Source organism: Acidovorax sp. DW039 (assembly GCF_037101375.1).
Lineage (GTDB): Bacteria > Pseudomonadota > Gammaproteobacteria > Burkholderiales > Burkholderiaceae_C > Acidovorax.
Genome location: NZ_AP029019.1, coordinates 4,067,013 through 4,092,186 on the forward strand (window position 1 = coordinate 4,067,013; position 25,174 = coordinate 4,092,186).

General features: G+C 59.1%; 22 protein-coding genes and 1 riboswitch. Of the genes, 9 read left to right on the forward strand and 13 right to left on the reverse strand.

Translation table 11 applies throughout. From position 1 onward, the window contains the following. Positions 1-57 precede the first annotated feature (57 nt). The 3 genes from rpsI to AACH87_RS18225 form a co-directional block, all read right to left on the reverse strand. A complete protein-coding gene (gene rpsI, locus AACH87_RS18215; protein WP_044396979.1) occupies positions 58-450 on the reverse strand; it encodes a 30S ribosomal protein S9 in 393 nt (130 codons plus the stop codon). Positions 451-461: 11 nt separating this feature from the next. Further along, positions 462-890, reverse strand: coding sequence for a 50S ribosomal protein L13 (gene rplM / locus AACH87_RS18220; protein WP_338795939.1), 429 nt, complete (start codon positions 888-890; stop codon positions 462-464). A gap of 221 nt (positions 891-1,111) precedes the next feature. Further along, positions 1,112-3,061, reverse strand: a complete 1,950-nt coding sequence (locus AACH87_RS18225; protein WP_338795940.1) for a serine/threonine-protein kinase — start codon at positions 3,059-3,061, stop codon at positions 1,112-1,114. Positions 3,062-3,303: 242 nt separating this feature from the next. On the opposite strand from AACH87_RS18225, the gene rlmJ reads away from it, so the two are divergent. Next, positions 3,304-4,191, forward strand: a complete 888-nt coding sequence (gene rlmJ / locus AACH87_RS18230) for a 23S rRNA (adenine(2030)-N(6))-methyltransferase RlmJ (protein WP_338795941.1) — start codon at positions 3,304-3,306, stop codon at positions 4,189-4,191. Between the two features lie 41 nt (positions 4,192-4,232). Here rlmJ and AACH87_RS18235 read toward each other — a convergent pair whose 3' ends face one another. The 4 genes from AACH87_RS18235 to ahcY all read right to left on the reverse strand — a co-directional run bounded on the left by AACH87_RS18235 (position 4,233) and on the right by ahcY (position 8,336). Continuing rightward, positions 4,233-4,757: a septal ring lytic transglycosylase RlpA family protein gene (locus AACH87_RS18235; RefSeq protein WP_338795942.1), complete on the reverse strand. Its 525-nt coding sequence runs from the start codon at positions 4,755-4,757 to the stop codon at positions 4,233-4,235. 47 nt (positions 4,758-4,804) lie between these two features. Further along, entirely contained in the window at positions 4,805-5,656 is an 852-nt protein-coding gene (metF, locus tag AACH87_RS18240; protein WP_338795943.1) for a methylenetetrahydrofolate reductase [NAD(P)H], read from the reverse strand. Continuing rightward, on the reverse strand, positions 5,653-6,654 hold the full coding sequence (locus AACH87_RS18245; protein ID WP_338795944.1) for a TlyA family RNA methyltransferase: 1,002 nt from the start codon (positions 6,652-6,654) through the stop codon (positions 5,653-5,655). Before AACH87_RS18245 ends, metF begins: the two co-directional genes overlap by 4 nt. Positions 6,655-6,899: 245 nt before the next feature. After that, positions 6,900-8,336: an adenosylhomocysteinase gene (gene ahcY / locus AACH87_RS18250; RefSeq protein WP_338795945.1), complete on the reverse strand. Its 1,437-nt coding sequence runs from the start codon at positions 8,334-8,336 to the stop codon at positions 6,900-6,902. A 65-nt stretch (positions 8,337-8,401) separates the two neighbouring features. After that, positions 8,402-8,482, reverse strand: a riboswitch (S-adenosyl-L-homocysteine riboswitch). 273 nt (positions 8,483-8,755) lie between these two features. Here ahcY and AACH87_RS18255 point away from each other — a divergent pair. The 7 genes from AACH87_RS18255 (at position 8,756) to AACH87_RS18285 (ending at position 17,672) form a co-directional block, all read left to right on the forward strand. Further along, complete coding sequence (locus AACH87_RS18255; protein ID WP_338795946.1) at positions 8,756-10,381, forward strand: peptide chain release factor 3; 1,626 nt, start codon at positions 8,756-8,758, stop codon at positions 10,379-10,381. Between the two features lie 5 nt (positions 10,382-10,386). Then, on the forward strand, positions 10,387-12,825 hold the full coding sequence (locus AACH87_RS18260) for a hypothetical protein (protein WP_338795947.1): 2,439 nt from the start codon (positions 10,387-10,389) through the stop codon (positions 12,823-12,825). Between the two features lie 13 nt (positions 12,826-12,838). Then, positions 12,839-13,183, forward strand: a complete 345-nt coding sequence (locus tag AACH87_RS18265) for an EamA family transporter (RefSeq protein ID WP_338795948.1) — start codon at positions 12,839-12,841, stop codon at positions 13,181-13,183. Between the two features lie 15 nt (positions 13,184-13,198). Beyond that, positions 13,199-14,170: a glycosyltransferase gene (locus AACH87_RS18270; RefSeq protein ID WP_338795950.1), complete on the forward strand. Its 972-nt coding sequence runs from the start codon at positions 13,199-13,201 to the stop codon at positions 14,168-14,170. Positions 14,171-14,179: 9 nt separating this feature from the next. Further along, entirely contained in the window at positions 14,180-15,592 is a 1,413-nt protein-coding gene (locus AACH87_RS18275) for a hypothetical protein (protein WP_338795951.1), read from the forward strand. A gap of 154 nt (positions 15,593-15,746) precedes the next feature. Beyond that, positions 15,747-16,787 carry an acyltransferase gene (locus tag AACH87_RS18280; RefSeq protein ID WP_338795952.1) on the forward strand — a complete coding sequence of 347 codons (1,041 nt, stop codon included), beginning with the start codon at positions 15,747-15,749 and terminating at the stop codon, positions 16,785-16,787. Further along, positions 16,788-17,672, forward strand: a complete 885-nt coding sequence (locus AACH87_RS18285) for an HAD-IIB family hydrolase (RefSeq protein WP_338795953.1) — start codon at positions 16,788-16,790, stop codon at positions 17,670-17,672. It abuts the gene before it with no gap. A gap of 208 nt (positions 17,673-17,880) precedes the next feature. On the opposite strand, the gene AACH87_RS18290 is transcribed toward AACH87_RS18285, so the two are convergent. From AACH87_RS18290 to AACH87_RS18310, 5 genes are all read right to left on the reverse strand, one after another. Then, positions 17,881-19,140 carry an ROK family transcriptional regulator gene (locus AACH87_RS18290; protein ID WP_338795954.1) on the reverse strand — a complete coding sequence of 420 codons (1,260 nt, stop codon included), beginning with the start codon at positions 19,138-19,140 and terminating at the stop codon, positions 17,881-17,883. Positions 19,141-19,153: 13 nt separating this feature from the next. Then, positions 19,154-19,606 carry an RbsD/FucU domain-containing protein gene (locus AACH87_RS18295; protein WP_338795955.1) on the reverse strand — a complete coding sequence of 151 codons (453 nt, stop codon included), beginning with the start codon at positions 19,604-19,606 and terminating at the stop codon, positions 19,154-19,156. A 10-nt stretch (positions 19,607-19,616) separates the two neighbouring features. Further along, a complete protein-coding gene (locus AACH87_RS18300; RefSeq protein WP_338795956.1) occupies positions 19,617-20,432 on the reverse strand; it encodes an ATP-binding cassette domain-containing protein in 816 nt (271 codons plus the stop codon). Between the two features lie 2 nt (positions 20,433-20,434). Next, positions 20,435-21,394, reverse strand: coding sequence for an ABC transporter permease (locus AACH87_RS18305; RefSeq protein ID WP_338795957.1), 960 nt, complete (start codon positions 21,392-21,394; stop codon positions 20,435-20,437). Positions 21,395-21,481: 87 nt separating this feature from the next. Then, complete coding sequence (locus tag AACH87_RS18310) at positions 21,482-22,444, reverse strand: sugar ABC transporter substrate-binding protein (RefSeq protein WP_338799010.1); 963 nt, start codon at positions 22,442-22,444, stop codon at positions 21,482-21,484. A 190-nt stretch (positions 22,445-22,634) separates the two neighbouring features. Between AACH87_RS18310 and AACH87_RS18315 the strand changes: the two genes are divergently transcribed. Further along, complete coding sequence (locus tag AACH87_RS18315) at positions 22,635-23,666, forward strand: PfkB family carbohydrate kinase (RefSeq protein ID WP_338795958.1); 1,032 nt, start codon at positions 22,635-22,637, stop codon at positions 23,664-23,666. A gap of 28 nt (positions 23,667-23,694) precedes the next feature. Here AACH87_RS18315 and AACH87_RS18320 read toward each other — a convergent pair whose 3' ends face one another. After that, on the reverse strand, positions 23,695-25,122 hold the full coding sequence (locus tag AACH87_RS18320) for an NYN domain-containing protein (protein ID WP_338795959.1): 1,428 nt from the start codon (positions 25,120-25,122) through the stop codon (positions 23,695-23,697). Positions 25,123-25,174 lie beyond the last annotated feature (52 nt).

Sequence of the window (25,174 nt, forward strand, 5' to 3'; positions counted from 1 at the left end):
CCCGAGGGCGGCTTTTCTGATTTGCAGCACCAGCTGCGCATCGCAAGACTCTGACGATTAACGCTTCGAGAACTGCTTTGCACGACGGGCAGAGTGCAGACCAACCTTCTTACGTTCCACTTCACGAGCGTCACGGGTCACGAAGCCAGCTTGGCTCAGTGCCGACTTGAGGGTCGCATCGTAGTCGATCAGGGCACGAGTGATACCGTGACGGGTTGCACCCGCTTGGCCAGATTCGCCACCACCGTGCACATTGACTTGGATGTCGAAGGTTTCGACATGGTTGGTCAGCACCAGAGGTTGCTTGGCGATCATGATCGATGTTTCACGGCCAAAATAGGACTGGATGTCCTTGCCGTTCACAGTGATCTTGCCAGAGCCTTTTTTCAGAAACACGCGGGCGACGCTGGACTTGCGACGGCCGGTGCCATTGTTCCATTCACCAATCATCTCAAGGCTCCTTAGATTTCCAGCACTTTGGGTTGCTGGGCGGTGTGCGGATGCTCAGCACCACCGTACACCTTGAGTTTCTTGATCATTGCGTAACCCAGGGGACCCTTGGGAAGCATGCCCTTGACAGCCTTTTCCAAAGCACGGCCGGGGTGCTTGGCTTGCATATCGCGGAAGTTGGTAGCCGTAATACCGCCTGGATAACCAGAGTGGCGGTAGTACACCTTGTCCAGGGACTTGGTGCCGGTTACCTTCAGTTGTGCTGCGTTGATCACAACAATGAAGTCACCAGTATCGACGTGAGGCGTGTAAATGGCCTTGTGTTTGCCGCGCAAACGGAGAGCAACTTCGCTGGCTACTCGTCCGAGGACCTTGTTGGTCGCGTCAATCACAAACCACTCGTGCACAACCTCAGCGGGCTTTGCGCTGAATGTAGACATGAGATTCTCTTTTCAAGAGGTGGTTTGAGGGCCCTTTTCCACGGTCGGTGCTTCTCTGAAGGAAGCCTCTTAGGTGGCTTTAAGTATTCGCCGCGGGGCCGCTAAATCGCTGCGAAGCCTTTTATTATACGATTTATCCCGTAGCCGCAGCAAGCGGCCACTCGATTCGATTTGGGCGTACCGTCAAAGCGCTCATCCGGTCTGATGAAGACTGACAGCGCTCAGTTAGCCATCTGACGCGCCCGCTGCTCCTCCGCCTCGTATCGCTTGCGAGTTTCCACACAAATCGCCAATCCCGCCTGCGAGGGCTTCTGACATTCCTGATGAATGCACATGGGCTTGGCAAGGAAGCTGGCGTTGGCACATACCTCCTGGGGCGTGGGAACCCGCACGGGAGCTGGCTTGGGCTTGACTTCCACCGGAGGGGGCGGTGGTGGAGGGGGTGCCTCAACCACTACCGGAACGGGTGCAGGTTCAGCTTGCGTCTTTTTGGAAGCATTCCGGGCCGCGGGTTTGGAAGCGGGTGTTGCTGGAGCGGGCACCGCCTGCAATGGCAGCTCCACCACAGCGGAGGCGGAAGCAGAGGCAGCGTCACTGGCCTCCAATGTAGGCTCTGATGCCACCACATCAGGCGCAGAGGCCTCGGGCAGCGGAACGGGCACCGAATCTGAGGCCAATTCGGTAATGATGTCGTCCTTCGGAGGCGCCTTGCGGTGCTGGCCCCACCAAGCCGCCGCAGCAAACGCCAAAAGAGTGGCAGCCAATGCGATGCCCCACCGAACGCGACGCGTGCGGGATGCTCCAGTCGCGCGGCGAGAGCGTCGGCCCCCTTCCGAACGGCTGGCGGGTCTGCTGTCACGCTCCTTCGATTCCAGGCTAGGTCGGCTACTGGCTTTGGGCAACTCCACAGCATCCGGGTCGGGAGAAACCGTATCGCCCGGATCCATGAACACGGTGTCCGCCATGTCCACGACCACGGTGTCTGGGCCGCTGCGCGTGTCTGCTGCGTCTTGCGCAATGCTCACCTCACGGGTATGAGACTCAGCGCCAGCATTGGCGCCTTCAGACGAAGCAAGCGCTTTTTCGGTCTGGGCCTGAATTTCGGCAACAGCCTTCGGCGCAGAAGTCACATCCACAGTCGGAGTCACCAGCCCAGGGCCGGGCTGGTCTGCGGGTTCCACCCAGATGTCACCTAGATCAGCACGAAAGTCAAACTCATTGATGTCGTCTGGCGCATGGACCATGTCCATCAGCTCAAGAAATGCATCAATACTCTGAGGACGTCCCTCCGGCCGCAAGGAAAGCGCCTGAGAGATGGCGGCCACAAAAGCTGGTGAATATTCCACCCCAAACTGCCGCTTGACCGTTTTGGCCACACGCGAGAAAGGCACCATGCGATCACGGATCGAACGCAGCGTGGCGGGAAGTGGCGTGTCGTTGCAAAGGCAGCCATGAACGACGGCAGCCAACGAATAAAGGTCACTCCACGGGCCTTGCCGCAGGTCCTGATCTGCTTCTGAATACTGCTCAATCGGAGCGTAGTTGACCTTCAGTACCGCCGTATGCTGACGCCCCTGGTCATTGATCGCATGGCGAGCGGCCCCCAGGTCCAGCAACACCGGGGGGCCGTAGTCCTGCAAAAAGATGTTGTCAGGCGAGATGTCACGGTGCAGGGTATTGCCCTCATGCAACACCCGCAGCGCCCCCAGTACCGACCACAGGACCTTGCGCAACCACACCTCAGGCGGCGGAGTGCGCATCTGCGCACGCGCCTGCTTGAAAGTCATGCCGCTGTACAGCGGCATGACCATGTAAGCGGTGTTGTTGGCCTCCCAGAAACGAAACACCTTCACCAGCGAAGGATGGTCAAACTGGGCAAGCAAGCGCGCCTCGCCCACAAACGATGCCAAGCCCGCCTGAAAGGTTTGCTGATCCGACGAAGACCGCACCCATAAGGACTGCCCCTGCGCGCGCCCTGCAAGGGCGGAAGGCATGTATTCCTTGATCGCCACCGCACGGTGCAGCGAATGGTCAAAGGCTTTGTAGACCATTCCAAAACCACCAACCCCCAACAAGCCAAGAATTTCAAACTCAGCCAGCCGGGTCCCGGGCGGCAGCGCATCCACATGGCTGATGCCGCTGGCTGTGATGGTGCTGGGACTGTCGGTCATAGGTCAGAAAAGGCAAATCGATCAAGTGTCTGTAACGAAATCTAACAGACTGGACGGTAGAGACCCGTAACAGGCCCGATGATGGGGCATGCCACCTGATACAAAGGCAACAAAAAGCACACTGTCTGCCAAAAACATCACAGCCTTCGGGCTACGGCAACAAGACACGACGCCGCCCTAATCGCCCCACGCACACATCCCCTCTGAGGGAGCGCCGGACCGGCAGTGGTTACCATAGGGCCATGTTCAGTTACCGCCATGCCTTCCACGCAGGCAACCACGCCGATGTGCTCAAGCACACCGTGCTGATTGCCACCTTGCAATACCTTACCGAGAAAGACGCGGCACTGACCGTTCTGGACACCCACGCGGGTGCCGGGCTCTACCGGCTGGACGGAGACTACGCCAGCACCAGCGGTGAAGCAGCCGAGGGCATCCTGAAACTCATGGCAGGCGACCAGTCAACCCTGTCCCCCGCACTGGCCGACTATGTCGCGATGGTTCAAGCCTTCAATCAAGGGGCCAAGACGAGGGTCTACCCCGGCTCCCCCTTTATCAGCCAGCGACTGCTGCGCGATCAAGACAAGCTCAAGCTGTTTGAACTCCACCCGACCGACATGCGCGCCCTCGCGGGCAACGTTGCCCAGCTGGAAGCTGGCCGTCAGGTAGCGGTGCTGCATGAAGACGGGTTTGAGGGCGTCAAGAAGTTTCTGCCTCCACCCGCCCGCAGGGCTTTGCTGCTATGCGATCCCAGCTATGAAATCAAGAGCGACTACGCCAAGGTGCTGGATATGGTCACCGACTCGCTCAAACGTTTCGCCACAGGAACTTACGCCGTGTGGTATCCCATCATCCCTCGCCCCGAGGCGCATGATTTGCCGCGCAGGCTGAAAACGCTGGCGACCAAAGCGGGCAAGAACTGGCTGCACGCTACGCTGACAGTCAAGTCAAGCAAGGTCACGGCCAGCGCAACAGGCGAAGCCAAGCGACCTGGACTGCCCGCCAGCGGGATGTTCTTGATCAATCCGCCTTACACCCTGAAAGCGCTTTTGAAGGAGGCGCTGCCCCAGATGGTGGAGTTGCTGGGGCAAGACCAGCACGCCACCCACACGCTGGAGTCGGGGGGCTAAGCCCAAACCGCTGCAGCCGGGCTGCTGCATCCCCTTTCAGGTCAGTCTGCCCGCTTGGGTGGGCAGGTGGTGTCGTCACCATTGAGAGGGAAGACATCCACAGGCTTCAACCCCAGCCCGTGCATGCCCAGTGCCATGGCTGCGCCGCGGCTGAGGTCCATGACACGGTTGGCAACATGAGGCCCCCGGTCGTTGATGCGGACCACGACTTCGCGGCCTGTCGCCTGGCTGCGCACACAGACCAGCGTACCAAAAGGCAAGGTTCGGTGAGCAGCGGTCAACGCGTGCATGTCAAAGCGCTCTCCGCTAGCCGTGCGCCGCCGATGAAAACCCGGGCCATACCAGGAGACCAAACCCGTTTCACTGGGAGTTGCTTCGCTGGCATCGTCATCACCCACAGGGTCCTCACCAAGCAGATCAATGGAAGAACGCACAGAGGTCTGCGCAGTCGTGGTAGAAGACGGGCTTTCGCCCGCGTGCGCGGCACTGGCACCTGGTAAGTCCTGCGCATGCGCAGCCACCACCCACAGTGCAGCGCCGATGGGCACGCACAACCATGCGGCCACATCGCCGCACCGCGCCCGCCACTCCCTCGACCACCACCCAGGCACGCTCAAAGCTCCAGGCGTCGGCAGATTTCCAGAGTCGCGGCACTCTGGTTCATGGTGTAGAAGTGCAACGCTGGCACCCCGGCACTGCGCAACTGGTCGCACAGGTCGGTCACCACATCCAGACCAAACGCCTTGATGCTGGCGGTATCGTCGCCAAAGCCCTGCAGGCGCAAGCGAATCCAACGGGGAATTTCTGCTCCGCAGGCATCCGAGAAACGCATCAGCTGCGTAGAGCTGGAGATCGGCATGATCCCGGGAACCACGGGCACGTCCGCACCGAGCTTCTGGGTGTCCTCTACGAAGCGAAAGTAAGCATCGCTGTTATAGAAATACTGGGTGATGGCAGCGTCGGCACCTGCCTTCACCTTGGCCACATAAGCCTTCAGATCTGCCTCCGGCGACCGTGCCTGGGGATGAAACTCCGGATAGGCAGCCACTTCGATATGAAAGTCACGCCCCGTTTCTTCCCGGATGAAGGCGACCAGATCACTGGCGTATTGAAACTCCCCACCCGCACCATAGCCACTGGGCAGGTCTCCGCGCAGCGCCACCAGGCGACGCACTCCCATGGATTTGAGCACCTGCAATTGCTCACGCACTGACTGACGCGTGGCACCGATGCAGGAAAAATGCGATGCGGCGCTGACACCTTCAGAAAGGATTTCCTTGACGGTGGTGAAAGTCCCTTCCTGGGTCGAACCACCGGCCCCATAGGTCACCGAGCAAAACTCAGGATGCAGCGCATACAGCTGCTGGCGCACCGTGCGCAGTTTTTCTGCCCCCTCGGGGGTTTTGGGGGGAAAGAACTCCAGACTGACCGGGAACCCGGTGGCTTCTGCTTTGACGGCGTTCATGCGGCCCTCCTTGCATCAACAAAAAATTCGCGGTTGCCATCACCCCCTTGAATGGGGCTGTCCATCCACGACACAACTTCCAGTCCCAAAGCGCCACAGCACTCGCGGATACGCTGCTCAACCACAGCGTAGAGCGACTCGTCACGCACGATGCCACCTTTGCCCACCTGGCCAGGCTGCAGCTCAAACTGCGGCTTGACCAGCATGATCAGGCGGCCCTGTGGTGCCAGCAAAGGCACGAGCGCAGGCAGCACCAGCGTCAGCGAGATGAAGGACAGATCCCCCGTCACCAGATCAAACACCGGTGTGGTGTCGGTCTCTTCGCGACCGGGCCTGCGCCTGCGTTCCTTGGGCAGGGTGCCTTCAGCACGCGCCTTTTCCAGCGCCTGCCGCTCGGCCTTGAAAGCCTCAATCTCCTGCTCCTTGGCATCATCGCTGTCGTCGTATTCCTCATCGACCACGCCGCCATTGCGCATCCAGCTGTAGGGGGCCACGGGCTGGGTGTCGTTGTCTTCCAGGTCTTGCACCACCTCTTCAGACAAGGCAATGTCGCAGGCTTCGACTAGCGACTCTGCCGTCATGGAGCGCGCGTTCAAGCCTTCGACACACACCACACGCGCATCGTTCCGAAGCCGGTCATGCAATTGCCCGTGCCCCACGTCCACACCGATCACCTGCAAGGCACCGCGCTGCAGCAGGCAGTCCGTAAAGCCACCTGTACTCTGCCCCACATCCAGACAGCGCAGGCCCTTTACGGAAATACCTGCCGTCTTGAGCGCGCCTTCGAGCTTGAGGCCGCCACGGGAGATGTACTTGGCTTCTGCATCGTCCAGCAACCGCACCTCCGCCACGGACGGAATGTCATCACCGTTTTTGACGACCTTGTTCCAGGCGGCCAATGGCGAAAGACGCCACTCCACCCCCGACGCAATCAGCCGCTGCGCCTGCGAGCGCGTGGCGGCATGGCCGCGTTCCACGAGAAATACATCTGCGCGCATGGCGCTCATCCTTTATGAATCAAATCAGCCTCTAGCGCTTATTCAACAAGCGCAGGCAGCTATCATAAAAATAGCAAAATCGATAACAAAATTTCGCTACACGAGGCGGCGAAGCGCCCCGACCTCCCTCAACGGGAGCAGTTCACACCACTCCACCCAGCGCTCCTGACCGGGCTTTCGCCGCAGGCAGTTCCATAAGAACTGCGAGACGGGCCCACAGCGCCAGGGGGTTGAGTGAGCCGCTCTTAGTAGCGATAGGTGTCAGGCTTGTAAGGACCTTGCTTGGGCACGCCAATGTAGGCGGCCTGCTCGTCGCTCAACTCAGTCAGCATCGCGCCCACCTTCTTCAGGTGCAGGCGGGCTACCTTCTCGTCCAGATGCTTAGGCAGCACGTACACCTTGCCCACGTCGTAGCCTTCGGGGTGGGTAAACAGCTCGATCTGCGCAATGGTCTGGTTGGCGAACGAGTTGGACATCACGAAGCTGGGGTGGCCGGTGCCGCAACCCAGATTCACCAGACGGCCCTTGGCCAGCAGGATGATGCGCTTGCCGTCAGGGAAGATCACGTGGTCCACCTGGGGCTTGATCTCTTCCCACTTGCAGTTTTCTTCCAGCTTGGCCACCTGGATTTCGTTGTCGAAGTGACCGATGTTGCAGACGATGGACTGGTCCTTCATTGCAGCCATGTGCTCATACGTGATCACATCGCGGTTGCCGGTGGTCGTCACGAAGATATCAGCCTTGTCGGCGGCCCACTCCATGGTCACGACCTTGAAGCCTTCCATGGCGGCTTGCAGGGCGTTGATGGGGTCGATCTCGGTGACCCACACCTGAGCGCTCAGGGCGCGCAGCGCCTGGGCCGAGCCCTTGCCCACGTCGCCATAGCCGCACACCACGGCCACCTTGCCAGCGATCATCACGTCGGTAGCCCGCTTGATGCCGTCCACCAGCGATTCGCGGCAGCCGTACAGGTTGTCAAACTTGCTCTTGGTCACCGAATCGTTCACGTTGATGGCACGGAACATCAGCGTGCCCTTGGCCGACATTTCCTTCAGGCGGTGCACACCGGTGGTGGTCTCTTCGGTCACACCGATGATCTGCGCGCTCTTGCGGCTGTACCAGGTGTTGTCTTCAGCCAGCTTGGCCTTGATGGCGGCAAACAAAATGCGCTCTTCCTCGCTGCCGGGGTTGGCCAGAATGCTCTGGTCCTTTTCGGCCTGCTTGCCCAGGTGCATCAGCAACGTGGCATCGCCGCCATCGTCCAGAATCATGTTGGGGCCTTCGCCCTCGGTGCCCTTGGCACCAAAGTCAAAGATGCGATGGGTGTAGTCCCAGTAGTCCACCAATGTCTCGCCCTTCACGGCAAACACAGGGGTGCCGGTGGCAGCAATGGCGGCAGCGGCATGGTCCTGGGTAGAGAAGATGTTGCACGAGGCCCAGCGCACTTGCGCGCCCAGTGCCTGCAGGGTCTCGATCAGCACAGCGGTCTGGATCGTCATGTGCAGCGAGCCAGTGATGCGGGCGCCCTTGAGGGGCTGCTTGGGCGCGAATTCTTCGCGGATGGCCATCAGGCCAGGCATCTCGGTTTCGGCAATCTTGATTTCTTTGCGGCCCCAATCGGCCAGGCCGATGTCGGCGATGATGCAGTCGGTATGTACCGGGGCGTTGACGCGTGCGTTCATGGTGTGCTCCAAAGCAGGTTTGAAAAGCCACTTGACGGGGGGAAGATGCAACTCACCGCACGAAAAGTGGATGAGCGTCGTTGCTTGATGACTCCGAGCCTCACGCCCCGCAATTGGCAGGGGGCGCTGCAACGCTCCTCGGATGGCGGGATTATAGGAGCAAGGCTCTGCAATGGCATCCATTCATGCAGGTAACCATCTGGACACGAAGCGGGAAAGCCGTCACGGTACGATTCACACTTCAGCGCCTGGGCAGACTACGTCCGCAGCGAAACAACCCGCTCAGCCGCCGTTTCACGCATAGGTAAAATCTTTGTCAACTGCACTGCATCCCAGCGCAGCAACAGACCTCTGCAGAGTCTGATCTGGCAACGCAGCAGCGTGCAGCGCTGCTTGCCACACCCATTCCAGGAAATTCCGTGTCTTACGCCCCAGAAACCCGGCGCCGCCGTACCTTTGCCATCATTTCCCACCCTGACGCTGGTAAGACCACGCTGACGGAAAAGCTGCTGCTGTTCTCGGGTGCCATCCAGATCGCAGGGGCCGTCAAGGGCCGCAAAGCCAGCCGCCACGCTACATCGGACTGGATGGAGATTGAAAAGCAGCGCGGTATCTCTGTGGCATCGTCGGTGATGCAGATGGCTTACCGCGACCATGTGGTCAACCTGCTTGACACCCCCGGCCACAAGGACTTCTCGGAAGACACCTACCGCGTGCTCACCGCCGTCGATTCGGCCCTGATGGTGATTGACGCCGCCAACGGCGTGGAAAGCCAGACCCGCCGCCTCATCGAGGTATGCCGCCAGCGCGATACGCCCATCATCACCTTCGTCAATAAGATGGACCGCGAAGTGCGCGACCCGCTGGACATCATGGACGAGGTGGAGCGCGAACTGGGCATGCCCTGCTGCCCCATCACGTGGCCCGTAGGCCAGGGCAAGAGCTTTGGCGGCATCATCAACCTGCTCACCAAGAGCATGACGGTGTTCCAGCCCGGTAGCGAAAAGCGCCCACAGGACTTCGAGACCATTCCCCTGTCTGACGCCGACAACCTGCGCGCCCGCTTCGGTCAAGCTTTTGACGACGCGCTCGAAAGCATGGACCTCGCTGTAGGAGCCTCTGCCGAGTGGGATCACGATGCTTTCCTGAAGGGCAAACTCACCCCCGTGTTCTTCGGCTCCGGTGTGAACAACTTCGGGGTAATGGAAGTGCTGAACGCGGTGGTCGACATGTCGCCCCCGCCTGGCCCGCGCGTGGCCTACACCGAGGTCAACCGCAACCGCGAAGAAAAGACCATCCAGCCCGAAGACGAGAGCTTCTCCGGCGTGGTCTTCAAAGTGCAGGCCAACATGGACGCCAACCACCGCGACCGCATTGCTTTTGTGCGTGTGGCATCAGGCAAATACACCCCAGGCATGAAGATGAAGGTGCAACGCACCGCCAAAGAACTGCGCCCCACCAGCGTGGTCACCTTCATGAGCCAGCGCCGTGAAGCCGTGGACGAAGCCTACGCAGGCGACATCATCGGCTTTACCACCCACGGCGGCGTGCAACTGGGCGACACCATTACTGATGGCCCCAACCTGCAGTTCACCGGCCTGCCCTTCTTCGCCCCGGAAATGTTCATGACCGTGGTGCTGAAGAACCCACTGCGCACCAAGCAATTGCAGCAGGGTCTGATGCAACTGGGCGAAGAAGGCGCCATCCAGGTCTTCAAGCCCGACGCGGGCGGCAACATGCTGCTGGGCGCCGTAGGCCAGCTGCAGTTTGAAGTGGTGCAACACCGCCTGAAAACCGAATACGACTGCGACGTGCGCCTGGAGGCCTGCCAGTACACAGGTGCCCGCTGGATTACCGCAGACACCCCCGCCGAACTGCGCGAGTTTGAAAACGCTTACCCCATGCGCATGGCGCGTGACGCGGCAGACACGCTGGCCTATCTGTGCACATCACCATATGACGTGCGACTGGCACAGGAGCGGTTTCCGAAGATTCATTTTCATCCGCTGCGGGAGCATGCGGGGTTGGCGTTGCAATACAGTTAATAATAATGTTCAAAATATTATTTGCCTCACTTTTATCTTTTTTTGCGATAACTGCATGGTCTACCGAAAAAAGTGGAATTATTGGCTCAATCGACTCTATTCAATATTTACCTGACAGCAACACCATTCTTGTACAAGGATGGGCTTGGGACTCAATCAATAAAAGTGCAGCTGATGCATTTGAAGTATCAACTCAAGGACAGAAATCCGAGATAACCATTAATAAAATAATAAAAAATACAAAAGATGACAATTCCGAGAAGAATTTCTCCATATCTGCAAATTTTCCAAAAAGCTTAAAAGGCGGATTATCAGAAGTAGAGGTAGAGGCAAAATTTGAAAATAAAAAATCAATTAAATTAAAATCCCAAGACCATAAAACGCCTTATATACATATAGAACAAATATATACACGCCATTGGATCTTACTGATAATTACACTATTTGTTGCATTTTTTTGTTCGACAAAAAAATATCTAGCAGGCGAGAAAAAATTATCAATTTTCCTTGAAATACATCAAAAGAAAATTGCCACCACATTAACTCTCATATTTTTTCTCCTTGTTTCCCTAGGAATTACTGGAAGTTCCATTAGAATTTTTCTAGAAGGGCCATTTGGCAACGCCTCAATCCAGACAGAGGGAAATAACAAAAAAATATTCAAAACTCAAACCATTAGAGGTGATGAGTGGGGGGTCTTGATGCCAAACGTCATAGCCCAACTGAATCACGACCCCAAGTTCCCAATAGTTAATAAAAACATAGGAATTGAGGGCCAAAATATGGGGGTCATTGGCATGACCGGGGTTCCAATTGCTCAATTATCAGCCATTGCACGCCCTGCTACATGGGGATATTTTTTCCTACCCCTGAGAAATGCTTTGGCCTGGCAATGGCAATTACCTTTTTGGAGCTGCCTATTAGCAGTATGGTGGCTAATGAATTTGATAAAACCTGAGTCTACAGGTAGAAATTTTGCACTTTCTTTCACATTTTGTATCGCGCCGTACGCAGCAGCATGGTCCAACTGGCCTCTTTACGCAGCATTATTTCCGTGCCTTGGAACGGCTGCCGCAATTAAAATTGCGCAATCTAGAGAATGGAAAAAGAGTATTTTTTGGGCATTATTTTTAGGATACAGCATATCTGCTTGGATTCTTACTTTATACCCCCCGTGGATAGTTACGACGGGAACCTTACTAACGCTTGTTATGATTGGCTGGTTAATTGACAACAAAAAATCCATCTCAATTGCCAGCCATCAAATAACCGCCCTATTTCTCACTTGTATAGTAATATTCATATTCATTGGAAGTTGGTGGCTTGATACTAGCGAAGCGGTAAATACTTTAAAAAATACTGTCTATCCAGGTCAAAGAACCCTACTAACAGGTGGCGATAACGGCTTTCTATGGGCATTCAGAGGCTATACGAATCTGGAGAGTTTAACGTTTGGCACAGGACCTTGGGCAAACCAATCCGAGATAAGCTCATATTTCTGGCTGCCCGCCATAACAATATGGCTATGCATCGCAGGAATTTCAAGGGGCAAAAAACATCAATGGATTCTATTGGGATGTCTATTATTCATAATATTCCATTGCTGCTTTCTATTTTTAGGCATTCCTTCATGGATGGCAAAGATTACTCAATGGGGAAGAGTACCGACCAACCGCGGCGATCTCGCAATGGGGTTATCATTCTTTCTAATTCTGAGCTTAGCTTCAACTGGATGGCTCAAAACATCAAAATACAAACATCAAATCCTCCTGACGATCTCCATCTCAACAACTGCATGGTTAATCCAAAAAGAACTACTTGAACTTCCAGTCGAAGTTTTCCCAAGAAACAGTCCAGTTTATATTATTTCAATAATTATAATTGCAACACTAATTACATTTTGGATTGCAAAAAATCATATAGGAAAATCCATCACCCTCTTGTGGGTAACTTTCTTTTTATCAACCATAGGGTTTAACCCGCTGTCTCAATCTCCAAAAAATTTGAGCCCGGAAAAGATCACAAAAGAATTGGCCTCTGACGAAAAAGGCACTCCACTGCGAACTCTTGTGATTGGAGGGGATGGTCTTGGTGCACAGACTTTAGCGGCTTCAGGTATACCTACAGTTAACGGAATACACTATTACCCCCACAAAGAACTGTGGCAGAGCATGGAACTTTCAAAAGAAGATTGGCAAATTGTTAACAGATACCAGCATCTCGGATTCTCAACCGGAACCCCCTCGGGGAAAAAAAGCTACTCCGTATCATCGGCTGCAATGGATCAAGTTTCAGTGATTATCGATCCTCTTGAGTTCGAATTTAAAAAAATAGGAGCACAAAGGGTTGCGGCGCTTGAAGATCAAGCAGCAATATTACGCCAAAGTTCAAAAATCTACGAGATAGGTTCTCATAAGGGCCTGGTATGGTTTGCAGTCAAATAAAGAAATCAAGAATATGACATTACTAAACATAGCACAAACACTAGTTTGCGTTTTTCTCATATCCATTGGCCAAATACTCTTTAAAAAATCAGCCGCACATCTTACAGATCCAATCACTTGGCAAAGTATTATCCTGAACGGCTGGTTGATAACATCGCTTGCTATTTATGGGCTAACAACATTGGGATGGATTTGGATTTTGCGGCAAGTCCCTTTACATCTTGCATATCCATTCATGGGACTCGCATTCATCATAGTCCCCACACTGGCATGGCTGATACTTGGTGAGCCACTGCATTGGAAAACGCTTGTCGGTGGTTTTATTATTTTGGCCGGTGTGGCCCTAGCCTCATCATAATATTCATAGATTTATATGAAAATCGCCGTCGCCATCCCATGCTACAAAGTCACCCAGCACGTGCTCGGAGTGATTGCCGCTATCGGCCCCGAAGTTCACGCCATCTACGCGGTAGATGACGCATGCCCAGATCACAGCGGCAACTTTATTGAAACGCGCAACCAAGACCCCAGAGTCAAAGTTCTGTTCAATCCGGAAAATCGTGGCGTCGGAGGAGCCATAGTCACCGCTTACAAAGCAGCTATTGCTGATGGCATGGACATCGTGGTGAAGATCGACGGCGACGGGCAGATGAACCCGGCCCTGCTGCCCAAGTTCATTCGCCCACTGTTGCGAGGGGAAGCCGACTACACCAAGGGCAACCGGTTTTTCCGCCCCGAGTCAGTGCAGGGCATGCCACCTGTCCGGCTGTTTGGCAATGCAGTGCTGTCCTTCATGACCAAGTTCAGTTGCGGGTACTGGAACATCATGGACCCGACCAACGGATACACGGCAGCCCGCACCTGCGTTTTGGCCGAGTTGCCTCTGGACAAGCTGGAGAAGCGCTATTTCTTTGAAACCGACATGCTTTTTCGGCTCAACACATTGCGCGCCGTTGTCAAAGATATTCCAATGGATTCGGTCTATGCCGACGAGGAATCCAACCTCAAGATCGGGAAGGTGCTACCCGAGTTTTTAAAAAAGCATGCATCGCGCTTGTGGCGCCGGTATGTGTACAGCTACCTTGTCCGGGACTTCAACGTGGGCACGCTCTACAGTCTCTTCGGGGTCTTGCTACTAACCGTTGGTTCCGTCTTTGGTGCGATGCACTGGCTTGATAGTGCGTTGTCCAATCAACCCGCCACCAGCGGCACCGTCATGCTGGCGGCGCTGCCTGTTTTGATCGGCATCCAGTTCCTCATCGCCTTTTTGCACTACGACGTGAGTAACCTCCCGACAGCCCCCCTCAGCAACTCTCTCGCTGCAGAGCAACCTGATGAGTCTTGACGGGTGAACGTGAAGTCACTGACATTCACACCTCCTTCTGGCCCAGAGGAGCGCCGCAGCTTGGCGCGCTTTCTGACCTTATTGGCGGTGCTCGCTACGGCCTACTCCATTTGGTTACTTACCTTCTGGCCAGGCGTTTTGGGCGAGGACAGCGTAGCCATCCTGCAGGAAGTCCAGAACCCCGAGGCTTTCCGCTCGGGCAAGACGGTGGTCTGGTATTACTTTGTCAAACTGCTGTACGGCACCACCGGGCATGTGGAAGCACCGATCGCTGGGGCACTGGCAGTGTGTGCTGTGATGTTCGCCCGGATGCTGGCCTGGTACTGGGACCAAGGTCTTTACAAGACACTGTGGTTTGCGCTGCTGGCCATTGCTATGGCACCTCACATGATTTACTTCATGGGCACGCTGTACCCCGATGGCCTGTTTGCTGTGGCATCGGCAGCGTTGCTGTTTGAGGTGTGGCTGTGTGTGCAGCGCAAGTCAGCGTCTACTGGCTCTTTGCTGATGATGGCCGTCGCTCTGCCATTTGCTGCGTTTGCACGGCCCAACGGGTGGGTGTTTCTCGCCCCTGTGGCAATCGCTACCCTCTGGCTGGATGCACGCAGCCGCCGATGGACGCTGTTCATTGCGATGGCCTGGTCGGCTGCAGCTGTTGCGGGCAACCAGTTGCATAAATCGACCACGCAGGAGACCCAGTTCCCGCTGGCTGCCTTTGAAACTGCCGGTTTCTTGCAAAAGCGGGCGATGAACGAACTCTGGGCCCTTTACCCCCACATGAATGACCCCTGGGTGCTGCAAAAACCCAAAGTCTCCCCAGCAACCATCGAGGCCCTTAGCCATCGGGGCCCGTTGGAAAGAATCCAGCAATACCGCGACCCCGCCTATTGGGACATGCTGGTCTTCCACCCGAACGGCCCTCAAATCGGAGCGCTGTCGGATGCAGACAAGCAAACCGTGGTGAAGGAGTTCTGGACTTACAACCTTTGGCAAAATCTGCCCGATTTTGTGGGGAGCAGGGTCAATGTGTTTCTGACAGCGGCCTTGGCACAAGGCGGTTTTCCTGCACTTTCTTACTCGACCAACGTTCTGCCTCGAATCACCTCATCGTCAGAGTACAGAGCCTGGGGTTGGAGCACGCTCGAGCATTGGCTGCAACGCATCCATGCCAAGAGCTATGCGTGGCGCTGGGTGCTGTGGACTCCGTGGCTGGGTTTTGCGTTGCTGTTTTGGGGCGTTGCCCGGGGCGCTCGGCACAGGGACAAGGCCATGCTGCTGATTGCTGTACCCATGCTGGTTCAGCTGGGCGGCGTTTTTGTCTTCTCGATTGCGGGCGAATACCGCTACCTGCTGCCCTTCTTCACTTTGCCTCTCGCGTTGCTGCCCGCAATCGCCAAGCCATATCAAACTCCACCCACCTGAGCATATTCCCCGGTAGCCACTTATTGCACCATAGTCTTCAAGCGCGCTTTTGGCACCCAAATGAAGCTACCGCGATCGGCAAGCCGGAGATGACGGCGGCTCAGCACCTGCTCACTCTGCACAAACTTTGCCCTTATCTATCGGCGTGACCTCAATGACGCACAAACTTCACTGGATTCAAGCTTTACGTGGCTTCGCTGCACTGATGGTGCTGTTCTTTCATATGCGCCCGCATTGGGAGTTGACCCCTGCACTTGCGGTCTTCAGTGACATCACCCGCTGGGGGTTTTCTGGAGTAGACGTCTTCTTTGCATTGAGTGGTTTTGTCGTGTACCGGTCTGCCCGCCAGGCTGTACCCGAGCAAGGTGTTTTCCCGTTCGTCAAGAGACGCCTTTTGCGTATCTATCTCGGCTATTGGCCCGTGTTGCTGCTGATAGCGATCACCACAGTTTTTGTTTACCACAGCAGCTTGCCCCCACTGAAAAAGATGGTGTTCAGCACGCTGCTCTTGTACCCCAACATCTGGGACAACTGGCTGCTACCTGCTTGGTCTTTGACCATGGAAATTTACTTTTATCTGTGGATCGCTGCGATTGCCATGCTGCCCCAGCGTCACCAAGTGAAAGCCATCATCTTCGGGTTGCTGCTTTTAACCGCTTGGGGCACGGGGTGGCTGGTAGCCAACCACTCCGCCGTATTTGCAGGCCAACAGCCACTTCGCTATGCACTCACAGGCTTAGGCATAGAGTTTCTCGCAGGAGCCCTGGTTGCGCATTTGTATGAAGGTCGTCCGCAGCCGTTCCGCAGGCCCTACATCGCTATCGCAACCTGTGTGGGATGTATGGCCACAGGTCTCGCGTTAGGCATGACCTCGCCCTACTTTGATCGCGTGGAAGTGATGCGGGCAGGCAGCTTCGGAGTGGCCGGTATTGCAGCACTTGTCGCTGCGCTTGCGCTGGAACAAACACGCCACACACCACCCAACTGGCTGGTCACTGTGGGCGATGCGTCGTTTAGTCTGTATCTACTGCACACCTTCTTGCTTGATTTCAGCGGCAAGGTGCGTATGGCCCTTGGAATTGCATCTCCCGAAGGATTGCTGGCGTTTCTGCTGGCACTTCCTATTGCAATCGTCATGATCAGCAGGGTTTGGTATTCCTGGGTGGAAAAGCCCATCATGAAAGCAGCGCTTTGAATGAAACACTTTGCACAGTGTGAGCCCTCTGGGTGGCACAACCTAACGGGCCTATTCACCGACATCGACGACACCCTCACCACCGACGGTGCCATCACCCCCGACGCTCTTAAGGCCCTCGCTGATCTCAAGGCTGCAGGGCTGAGCGTGGTGGCCATCACGGGGCGGCCTGTGGGGTGGAGTGAGCCGTTTGCGCTGCAGTGGCCGGTGGATGCCATCGTGGCGGAGAACGGGGCTGTGGCGTTGCGGCGGGCGGAGGGTTTGAATGAAATCACCTCCCAGCGCTTGCTGAATAAGCGCTGGCAGCTATCAAAATCATATCAACAGGCTCCGGCGGTTCGGCAACGCAACTTTGCGCGCATGCAAGAGGTGCTGGCGCAGATTGAGGCCGAAGTGCCAGGGGCGCAACGGGCTACGGATTCTGCGGGGCGGGAGACGGACATTGCCATCGACCACAGCGAGTTCACGCACCTGCCCCAGGAGGCCATCGACCATGCGGTGCGCATCATGCGCGAGGCGGGGATGAACGCCACGGTGAGCAGCATCCACATCAACGGCTGGTTTGGCGACCACAACAAGCTCGAAGGCGCGCGCTGGATCGTGCGCGAGCTGTGGGGGCGGGATCTGGATGCGGAGATGGGCCGCTGGGTGTATGTGGGCGATTCGACCAACGACCAGTTGATGTTCCAGCACTTTGAGCACAGCGTGGGCGTGGCCAATGTGGCGCGGTTTGTGCCGCAATTGCAGCATCTGCCCCGCTATGTGACGGAGGGGGAGCGGGGAGCAGGCTTTGCGGAAGTGGCGCGGGCTGTTCTGGCAAACCGGCAATCAGTGCACGTCATGCCAGATGAGGAGACTGCACACCTCATATCAAACAAGCTGTAGCGCCCGTCCACAAAGCGCAAGCAGCTATATATTCAATAGCAAACTGCACTACCAATCCGGTCTGAGCCTCATTGAATCGCACACGGAGCGCTGCGTGCGAGCGCCGCGCAGGGTTTTGACAGGCCTGTCCTGAGCTTGTCGACAGGCTCAACCCGAACGGATATTTCTAGCGCGAAGAGATCGACTCCAGCCTCGCGCTGCGCGGGCCTTAGGCCTTGAGAAAAATCTCGTGGTCAGGCGCAAAGCACGCGTGCAACGGCAGCAGGGCTCCGCCCAGGGCCCGCGCGTCAGAGCCGATGCTGCCCAGTTCCAGGCGCGGGGGCTGGTGCAGGCCTTCCCAGTTGTAATGGACCAGGGCGCTGCGGGCTCCGTCGCACAGGGCCTGCAGCAGCTCGGGGGCGGCCGCGCCGTCCAGCACCACGGCGTCCAGGTCCAGAAACGCGGTGGCAGAGACGATGCAATGCGCCAGGCCTGCCGCGGCGCTGGCGATCCACGCGCGGCTGTGTTCTACCCAAGGGGCCTGCAGCACGCGCTGGTCGTAGGCGGCCATGGGGTCCAAGCCGTGCTCGCGAAAGCGCTGCTCCAAGTCCCACAGCGATGCCTGGCTGATGAGCTGTGCAGGGGCCTGGCCCCGCTGCCCGGGATCGGCGGGCGATAGCGGCAGCGAGGCCACCGCCCCTGCGTTGCCATGCAGGCCGCGGTGCAGGTGCGAATTGATGACCAGCCCGCCGCCCACAAAGGTGTCCATGAACAGGTACAGAAAGCTCGGGATGTCGCGCCCGCGGCCCTGCAGCAGTTCGGCCACGCAGGCGGCAGAGGTGTCTTTGGCAAAGCTCACGGGCAGGTCGGTCATCTGCTGCACCTGCTCGGCCAGGTCGATGCGGTTCCAGGCTTCGGATTGCGCCTCGGTGAGCCCCAGCATGCGGTGCCAGCCGCCCAGCTGAAACGGCGCAGCCACGCCCACGCCCACCACGCGCGAGCGCAGAGGTCCCAGGCCGTCAAGCTGCTGATTCAGGTGTGTGCGGATGGCAGGCAGCAGCACGTCGATGTCGGGGAAGGCGTAGTCGAGCACCACGCGCTCACGCACATGGCCGGTGAAGTCCACCAGCAGCCAGTCGGCGCTGCGGCGACCGATCTTGATGCCGATGGCAAAGGCACCATCAGGGTTCAGGCCAATGGGCACGGAAGGCTGGCCGACCCGGCCGCGCACCGGGGCCTCGCGGCGAAGCAGTTGGTCTTCGTCGAGCCGGGCGGTGATGAGGCCGATGGTCTGGGCCGTGAGCCCCGTCACCCGCGCCATCTCGGCCTTGGCCAGGCTGCCGTGGGTGCGCAGGGCCTGCAACACCACGCGCTCGTTGAACTGGCGCAGCCCTACGTGGTTGGAGCCACGCTGGCGCAACAGGGCCGGGCCCGCAGTGACGGGATCGGCAGGATCGGCGGGAGGGATGGCAGGGTCAGTGTCGAGCATGGGTGCGGCGGCTTCAATCCCGCAGAGTTTCGCCGATGACGCCCTTGCGCAGCAGGAAGTTGCCCCAGGGCTGCAGTTCGCCCGTCACAACGATGGCGTAGGCCTTTTTGACGCGCTCGTAGAAGGCAAAGCGCTCCACGCCCTCGGCCTGCGCGCTGGCCACGCCCTCGCGTGCCAGCACGTCCATGGTTTCGCGCTGCAGGGCAGATCGGTACGGCACCTCAGTGCCACCCACCTGCATGTAAGCCACGGGGTGTGGCACATCCTGCGCCAGGGGCAGCACACTGGCCACGGCCTGCACGGCGCGCGCCATGCCAATGCCGGGCAAACGCAGCACGGGCTTGCCCGCGCCCAGGCTCATGGCGGTGAAGTTGGCATCGGCCAGCACGATGGCGTCGTCGTGGCCCATTTCGGCCAGCACCTTGAGCAGGTCGGGGGTCAGCAGGGGGTCGATGTTTTTGAGCATGGCAACGTAGTCAAGCGAGGCAGTCGGCGGGCAGGTCAGACGCAGCCATGGCCCCTGTCATCACGGCCACGGTGTCGCTCATGCTGATCTTTTTGGGGTTGACCACCGCTGCGCGCTTGCCCAGGCGGGCGATGTGGATGCGGTCGGCAATCTCGAACACATGGGGCATGTTGTGGCTGATGAGGATGACGGGCAGGCCCTTGTCGCGCACGCGGCGGATCAGCTCCAGCACCATGTTGCCCTCCTTCACGCCCAGGGCGGCGGTGGGTTCGTCCATGATGACGACATGGCGCGCAAACGCCGCCGCGCGCGCCACGGCCACACACTGGCGCTGGCCGCCAGACAGGGTTTCGACCGCCTGGGTCATCGAGCGGATGCCCACCTTCAGCTCGGCCATGCGGGCAATGCTTTCTTCCAGCATCTTTTTCTTGTCGAGCATGCGCAGCGCACTGCCCAGAAAGCCGGGGCGCAGCAACTCGCGGCCCAAGAAGAGGTTCTCGGCAATCGTCATAGCCGGGGCCACGGCCAGGTCCTGGTACACGGTTTCGATGCCCGCCTTGCGCGCGTCGATCGGGCTTTTGAACTGGATGCGCTGGCCGTCGAGCAGGATCTCGCCTTCGTCGGGCACGGTGGCACCCGACAGCGCCTTGATGAGGCTCGATTTGCCCGCACCGTTGTCGCCAATCACGGCCAGGATTTCGCCTGCGCGTAGTTCAAAGTCTGCGCCATCGAGCGCGGTGACTTGCCCGTAGCGCTTGACCAAACCCTTGGCCTGCATGACCAGCGGGGCGTTTGCTGCGTGATTCGTCTGTGTGGAGTTGCTCATGATCAACGCACTCCTTTGCGCGAGAGTTGATCCGTGGCCACGGCCAGGATCACGAGGATGCCGGTGACCAGAATCTGGTAGACCGACGACACGCCCATCAGCGTGAGCCCGTTGCGGAACACGCCCACAATCAGCGCCCCCACCAGCGTGCCCAGGATGACGCCCCGCCCGCCAAACAGGCTGGTGCCGCCCAGCACCACGGCGCTGATGGCGTCGAGGTTTTCTGTCTGCCCGGCATTGGGGTCCCCCGCGCCGGTGCGCGCCACCGACAGTAGCGCGGCAATGCCATAGAACACACCGGCCAGCATGTACACGCCCAGCAGCACCTTGTCGGTGGCAATGCCGGTGAGGCGCGTAGCTTCGGGGTTGTTGCCCACGGCGTAAACGTGGCGGCCCGGAGCCGTGTCGCGCAAGAAGAACCACATGGCCAGGTACAGCGCCAGCATCAGCACCGCGCCCCACACCACTGCCGTGCCGCCCACCTGAAAGGTGTTGCCCAGGGCGGTCATGCCTTCAGGGATATCGGTAATGGTCTGCGCGCCTGAGTACAGCTGCGTGGCGGCAAAGGCGATATTGAGCGTGCCCAGTGTGACGATGAACGGGGGCAGCTTCACCTTCGTCACCAGCAGCCCGTTGACCAGGCCGAACAGCGTGGTCACCGCCATGCCGCAGGCAATGGCTGCGGGGGCCGAGAGGCCATAGTCCGCCGCCACCTTGGTCATGACGACTCCGCCCAGCGCCATCACCATGCCGCACGACAGATCAATGCCTGCCGTGAGGATGACCAGCGTCTGCCCGATCGCGATCACGCCCACCACCATCACCTGCTGCAGGATGAGTGCGAAGTTCTGGCCGGTCAGAAACCGGTCGCTCTGCAGCGCAAAGAAGCCGCAGGCCAGCAGCAACGCGATGAAAGGCCCGAGCGTGGCCAGCGGCGGGAGCTTGGAGGCAGTGGTGTTCATGGCTTGGAAACGGGTCAGTCCATCGGCGCGCCGGGCATGGGCCCGGCGTTGCAAAGAAAGGGGCAGCGGGCGGTGATGCCAAGCGCCTTACTTGGTGCCCCAGCACAGGTCGGTGCCGGTCTTCACATCCTTGCTGTCTACGCCGGGCAGGGGCTTGGCAGAGATCAGCGTCACGCCGGTGTCGGTATAGCCGCTCACCTTCTTGCCAGTCTTGGCGTATTCCACGCCCGCCGCCACGCCCAGCGCAGCCATGCGCAGGGGGTATTGCTGGCTGGTCGCGGCAATCACGCCCCGGCCCACGTCAGCAATCCCGGCGCAGCCGCCGTCTACCGACACGATGAGGGCGCTCTTGTCCTTGCCTGCGGCCTTCAGGGCGTTGTAGGCACCGGCTGCTGCGGGCTCGTTGATGGTGTAGACGAGGTTGATGTCGGGGTTCTTTTGCAGGCAGTTTTCCATGGCGGTCTGGCCCTTGGCGCGGTCACCAAAGCTGTCGGCCATACAGGCCACTTCGGCCGGGCGCGAGAGTTCGTTGCTCTTGGCATCGTTGGCCTGCAGTCCAAAGCCCTTCAAAAAGCCGTTGTGCCGCTGCGCGCCCACCGGGTGGCCGGGGTGCAGGTCCAGCATAGCAATCACGGGCTTCTTGCCCGCCAGCGCGGCCTTGGCGTACTGGCCGATCAGCTCACCGGCCTTGTAGTTGTCGGTGGCAAACAGGGCGTCAGTGGCGTCTGCGGGTTCGGTGGGGCTGTCCAGGGCAATCACCATCACGCCCTTGGCCTGGGCCTTCTTGATGGCGGGGACGATGGCCTTGGCATCGCTGGGCGTGATGAGGATGGTCTTGGCACCGGCAGCAATCAGGTTCTCCATGGCCGTGACCTGGCCTGCGTTGTCGCCATCGGTCTTGCCTGCGGCGGCCACTACCTTGGCACCCAGCTTCTTGGCCTCGGCCGTCGCGCCCTCTTTCATCTTCACGAAGAAGGGGTTGGTCTCAGTCTTGGTGATGAGGCCGATGACGGGTTCGGAGCTTTGCGCCTGGGCCAGGCCGCAGCCCAGGGCAGCGGTGAGGGCGAGGGCAGTAAACGCGAAGGCGGGGGCACGTTGGGTCACGGTTGTCTCCTGTGATGAAGGGAAGGTTCACACCCCGGCGGCGCTGCATTGGCGGCCCCTCGGGTTCACCACCTTGCCTGGTGGATGGGATCGAACTATATTCCCCGGCAACTTAATAAATCAAGTGGATTTAATTATGGTTTTCCCTAGCGATTCAGCCAGCAGCCAGCCCTCTGCAGATCACCGCGCCGCCCTCTCTGCGGTGCGTGTAGCGACAGCGGGTGAAGCCTTGTTTGACCTGATCGAAGAGGCCGATGGCCGCCTGCAACGCTGTGCAGGCGGGGCCGTGTACAACCTCACCCGCGCCCTGGGGCTGCAGGGTGTGGGCACGGCCTACCTCAACCCGCTCTCCAGCGACCTGCTGGGGCGGCGGCTGGCGCAAGGCCTGCAGGAAGCAGCCGTTCAGCCAACGCAAGTCACCCCGGTGCGAGCCCCCACAGCGCTGGCGGTGGCCACGCTGGATGCGCAAGGCAAGGCCAGCTACAGCTTCTACCGCGATGGTGTGGCGGACAGGCAGGTCACCGCCGAGCGGTTGCAAGCCACCTGCGCCGCCCTGCCCGCCCTGCAGGTGGTGGCCACCGGCTGCCTGGCGCTGGTGGCAGAAGACGCGGCCATTTACCAGCCCTGGCTGGCGGCCCAGCGCGCCGCGGGCCGCATGGTGGTGGTGGATGCCAATCTGCGCCTGTCTGCGGTGGACGACGCCCCCGCCTACCGCGCCAACGTGATGGCAGCGCTGGCACAGGCCCATCTCATCAAGGTGAGCGACGATGACCTGGAGGCTCTGCACACCCCTGGCAACGACGCGCTGGCACGCGCCCGCCACCTGCTGCAACACACGCAGGCACAGTGGGTGGCCCTGACCCTGGGCGCGGGGGGCGCGTGGCTGCTGCAGCGCGATGGGGTGGAAGTCCATGCCTGCGAGGCCGCCCCGCTGAAGGTGGTGGACACCGTGGGTGCGGGCGACTGCTTTCTGGCCGGGCTCATCACCGCCTGGCTGGCGGATGCTGCGCCCACGGATTCACTGGTCCACCTGAGAACCGAGCAGGACCTGCGGCAGGTGCTGCACCACGCACTGGCCAGCGCCAGCTACTGCGTGGAGCGGGCTGGCTGCACACCGCCCACCCATGAGGCCGTGCGCCAGCGCATGGCCGCTGCAGGCTGGGCCTGACGAGCCCCGCGTCTGTTTGCCTCTTCAGTTATTCGTCTGCCGCCTTGCGGGCACGGCTGCGGGGACGTGCAGGCTTCTTGGCGGCGGCGGGCTGGTCTGCATCGCCCTTCTCTGCGACTGGCTCTGCAGGTGCGGAGGTGGCAGCGGCCTCTTCTGCAGCCGCTGTGCGCCGCGTGCGGGGTCCGCCCTGTGTGGTGCTGGCCGCTTGTGCTTTGGCACCACTGCGGCCACGTCCGCGCGCAGGGCGAGAGGCATCGGTGGCCAATGCGTCTGCGGGCTCTGGCACCACAGGCACTTCTGCAACAGCCTCCTCTTCCTGCACTACAACGGAGGAATGGGCCGCCGCCTCTGCATCGTCATCGTTTGGAGCCTGCGCAGGCACCGCTGCCACCACAGGCGCAGTCGGCTGGCTGAAGTAACGGCTGGGTGGGCGTTCCATCGCAGCGTCGGCAGAGTGCTCTGCGCCCTGCATCTGAACGCGCGAAGTGTTGCGCTCAGCCTTGTCGCTGGATCGGGGCACTGCGCGGTCTGCGCCCGCCTCCCTGCTGGTTTCCGTGCGTGGTGTGGTTGTGGCAGCGGATGAAACGGCAGCCGACACAGGCGCAGCCGCCGCAGGCACGGCCGCTGCAGCGCCATGGCTGCGGAAGACATAGGCCCCTGATTTTTCATCGCGGCCAAACTCCAGCAGACCGCGTGCCTGGGCTTCTTCCAGCAGGTTGCCAAACGTGCGGAAGCCGTAACGCCCTTCGCTGAAGTCCGGCTTGCGGCGCTTGATGGCTTCCTTGAGCACCGAGGCCCAGATCTTGCCGGTGTCGCCGCGCTCGGACAGCAGGGCTTCAAACGTCTCCACCGCCAGCTCCACCCCCTGGGTGCGGCGTGCGTCCTGCGTTTCCTTGCGGTGGCGTTCTTCCTCAGGTGTGCGGCGGGGCGCGGGCGGGTTGTTGCCGGGGTTCTGGCGGCGGGCCTGGGCGCGCTGGTTCTCGCGCACCAGGTCGTCGTAGAAGATGAACTCGTCGCAGTTGGCAATGAGCAGGTCCGACGTGGACTGCTTCACCCCCACGCCAATCACCTGCTTGGCGTTCTCGCGCAGCTTGGAGACGAGCGGCGAAAAATCCGAATCGCCGCTGATGATGACAAAGGTGTTGACGTGCGACTTGGTGTAGCAGAGGTCCAGCGCATCCACCACCAGGCGGATGTCGGCCGAGTTCTTGCCCGACTGGCGCACATGCGGAATTTCAATCAGCTCGAAATTCGCCTCGTGCATGGTGGCCTTGAAGCCCTTGTAGCGCTCCCAGTCGCAGTAGGCCTTCTTGACCACGATGGAGCCCTTGAGCAGCAGGCGCTCCAGGATGGGCTTGATGTCGAACTTTTCGTACTGCGCATCGCGTACGCCCAGGGCGACGTTTTCAAAGTCGCAGAACAGGGCCATGCTGATGTTGTCGGAGGGGGATGCCATATCGTGTGTGAGTTCCGTTCAATGCTGCGGATCATCACACGGAACGGGCAGC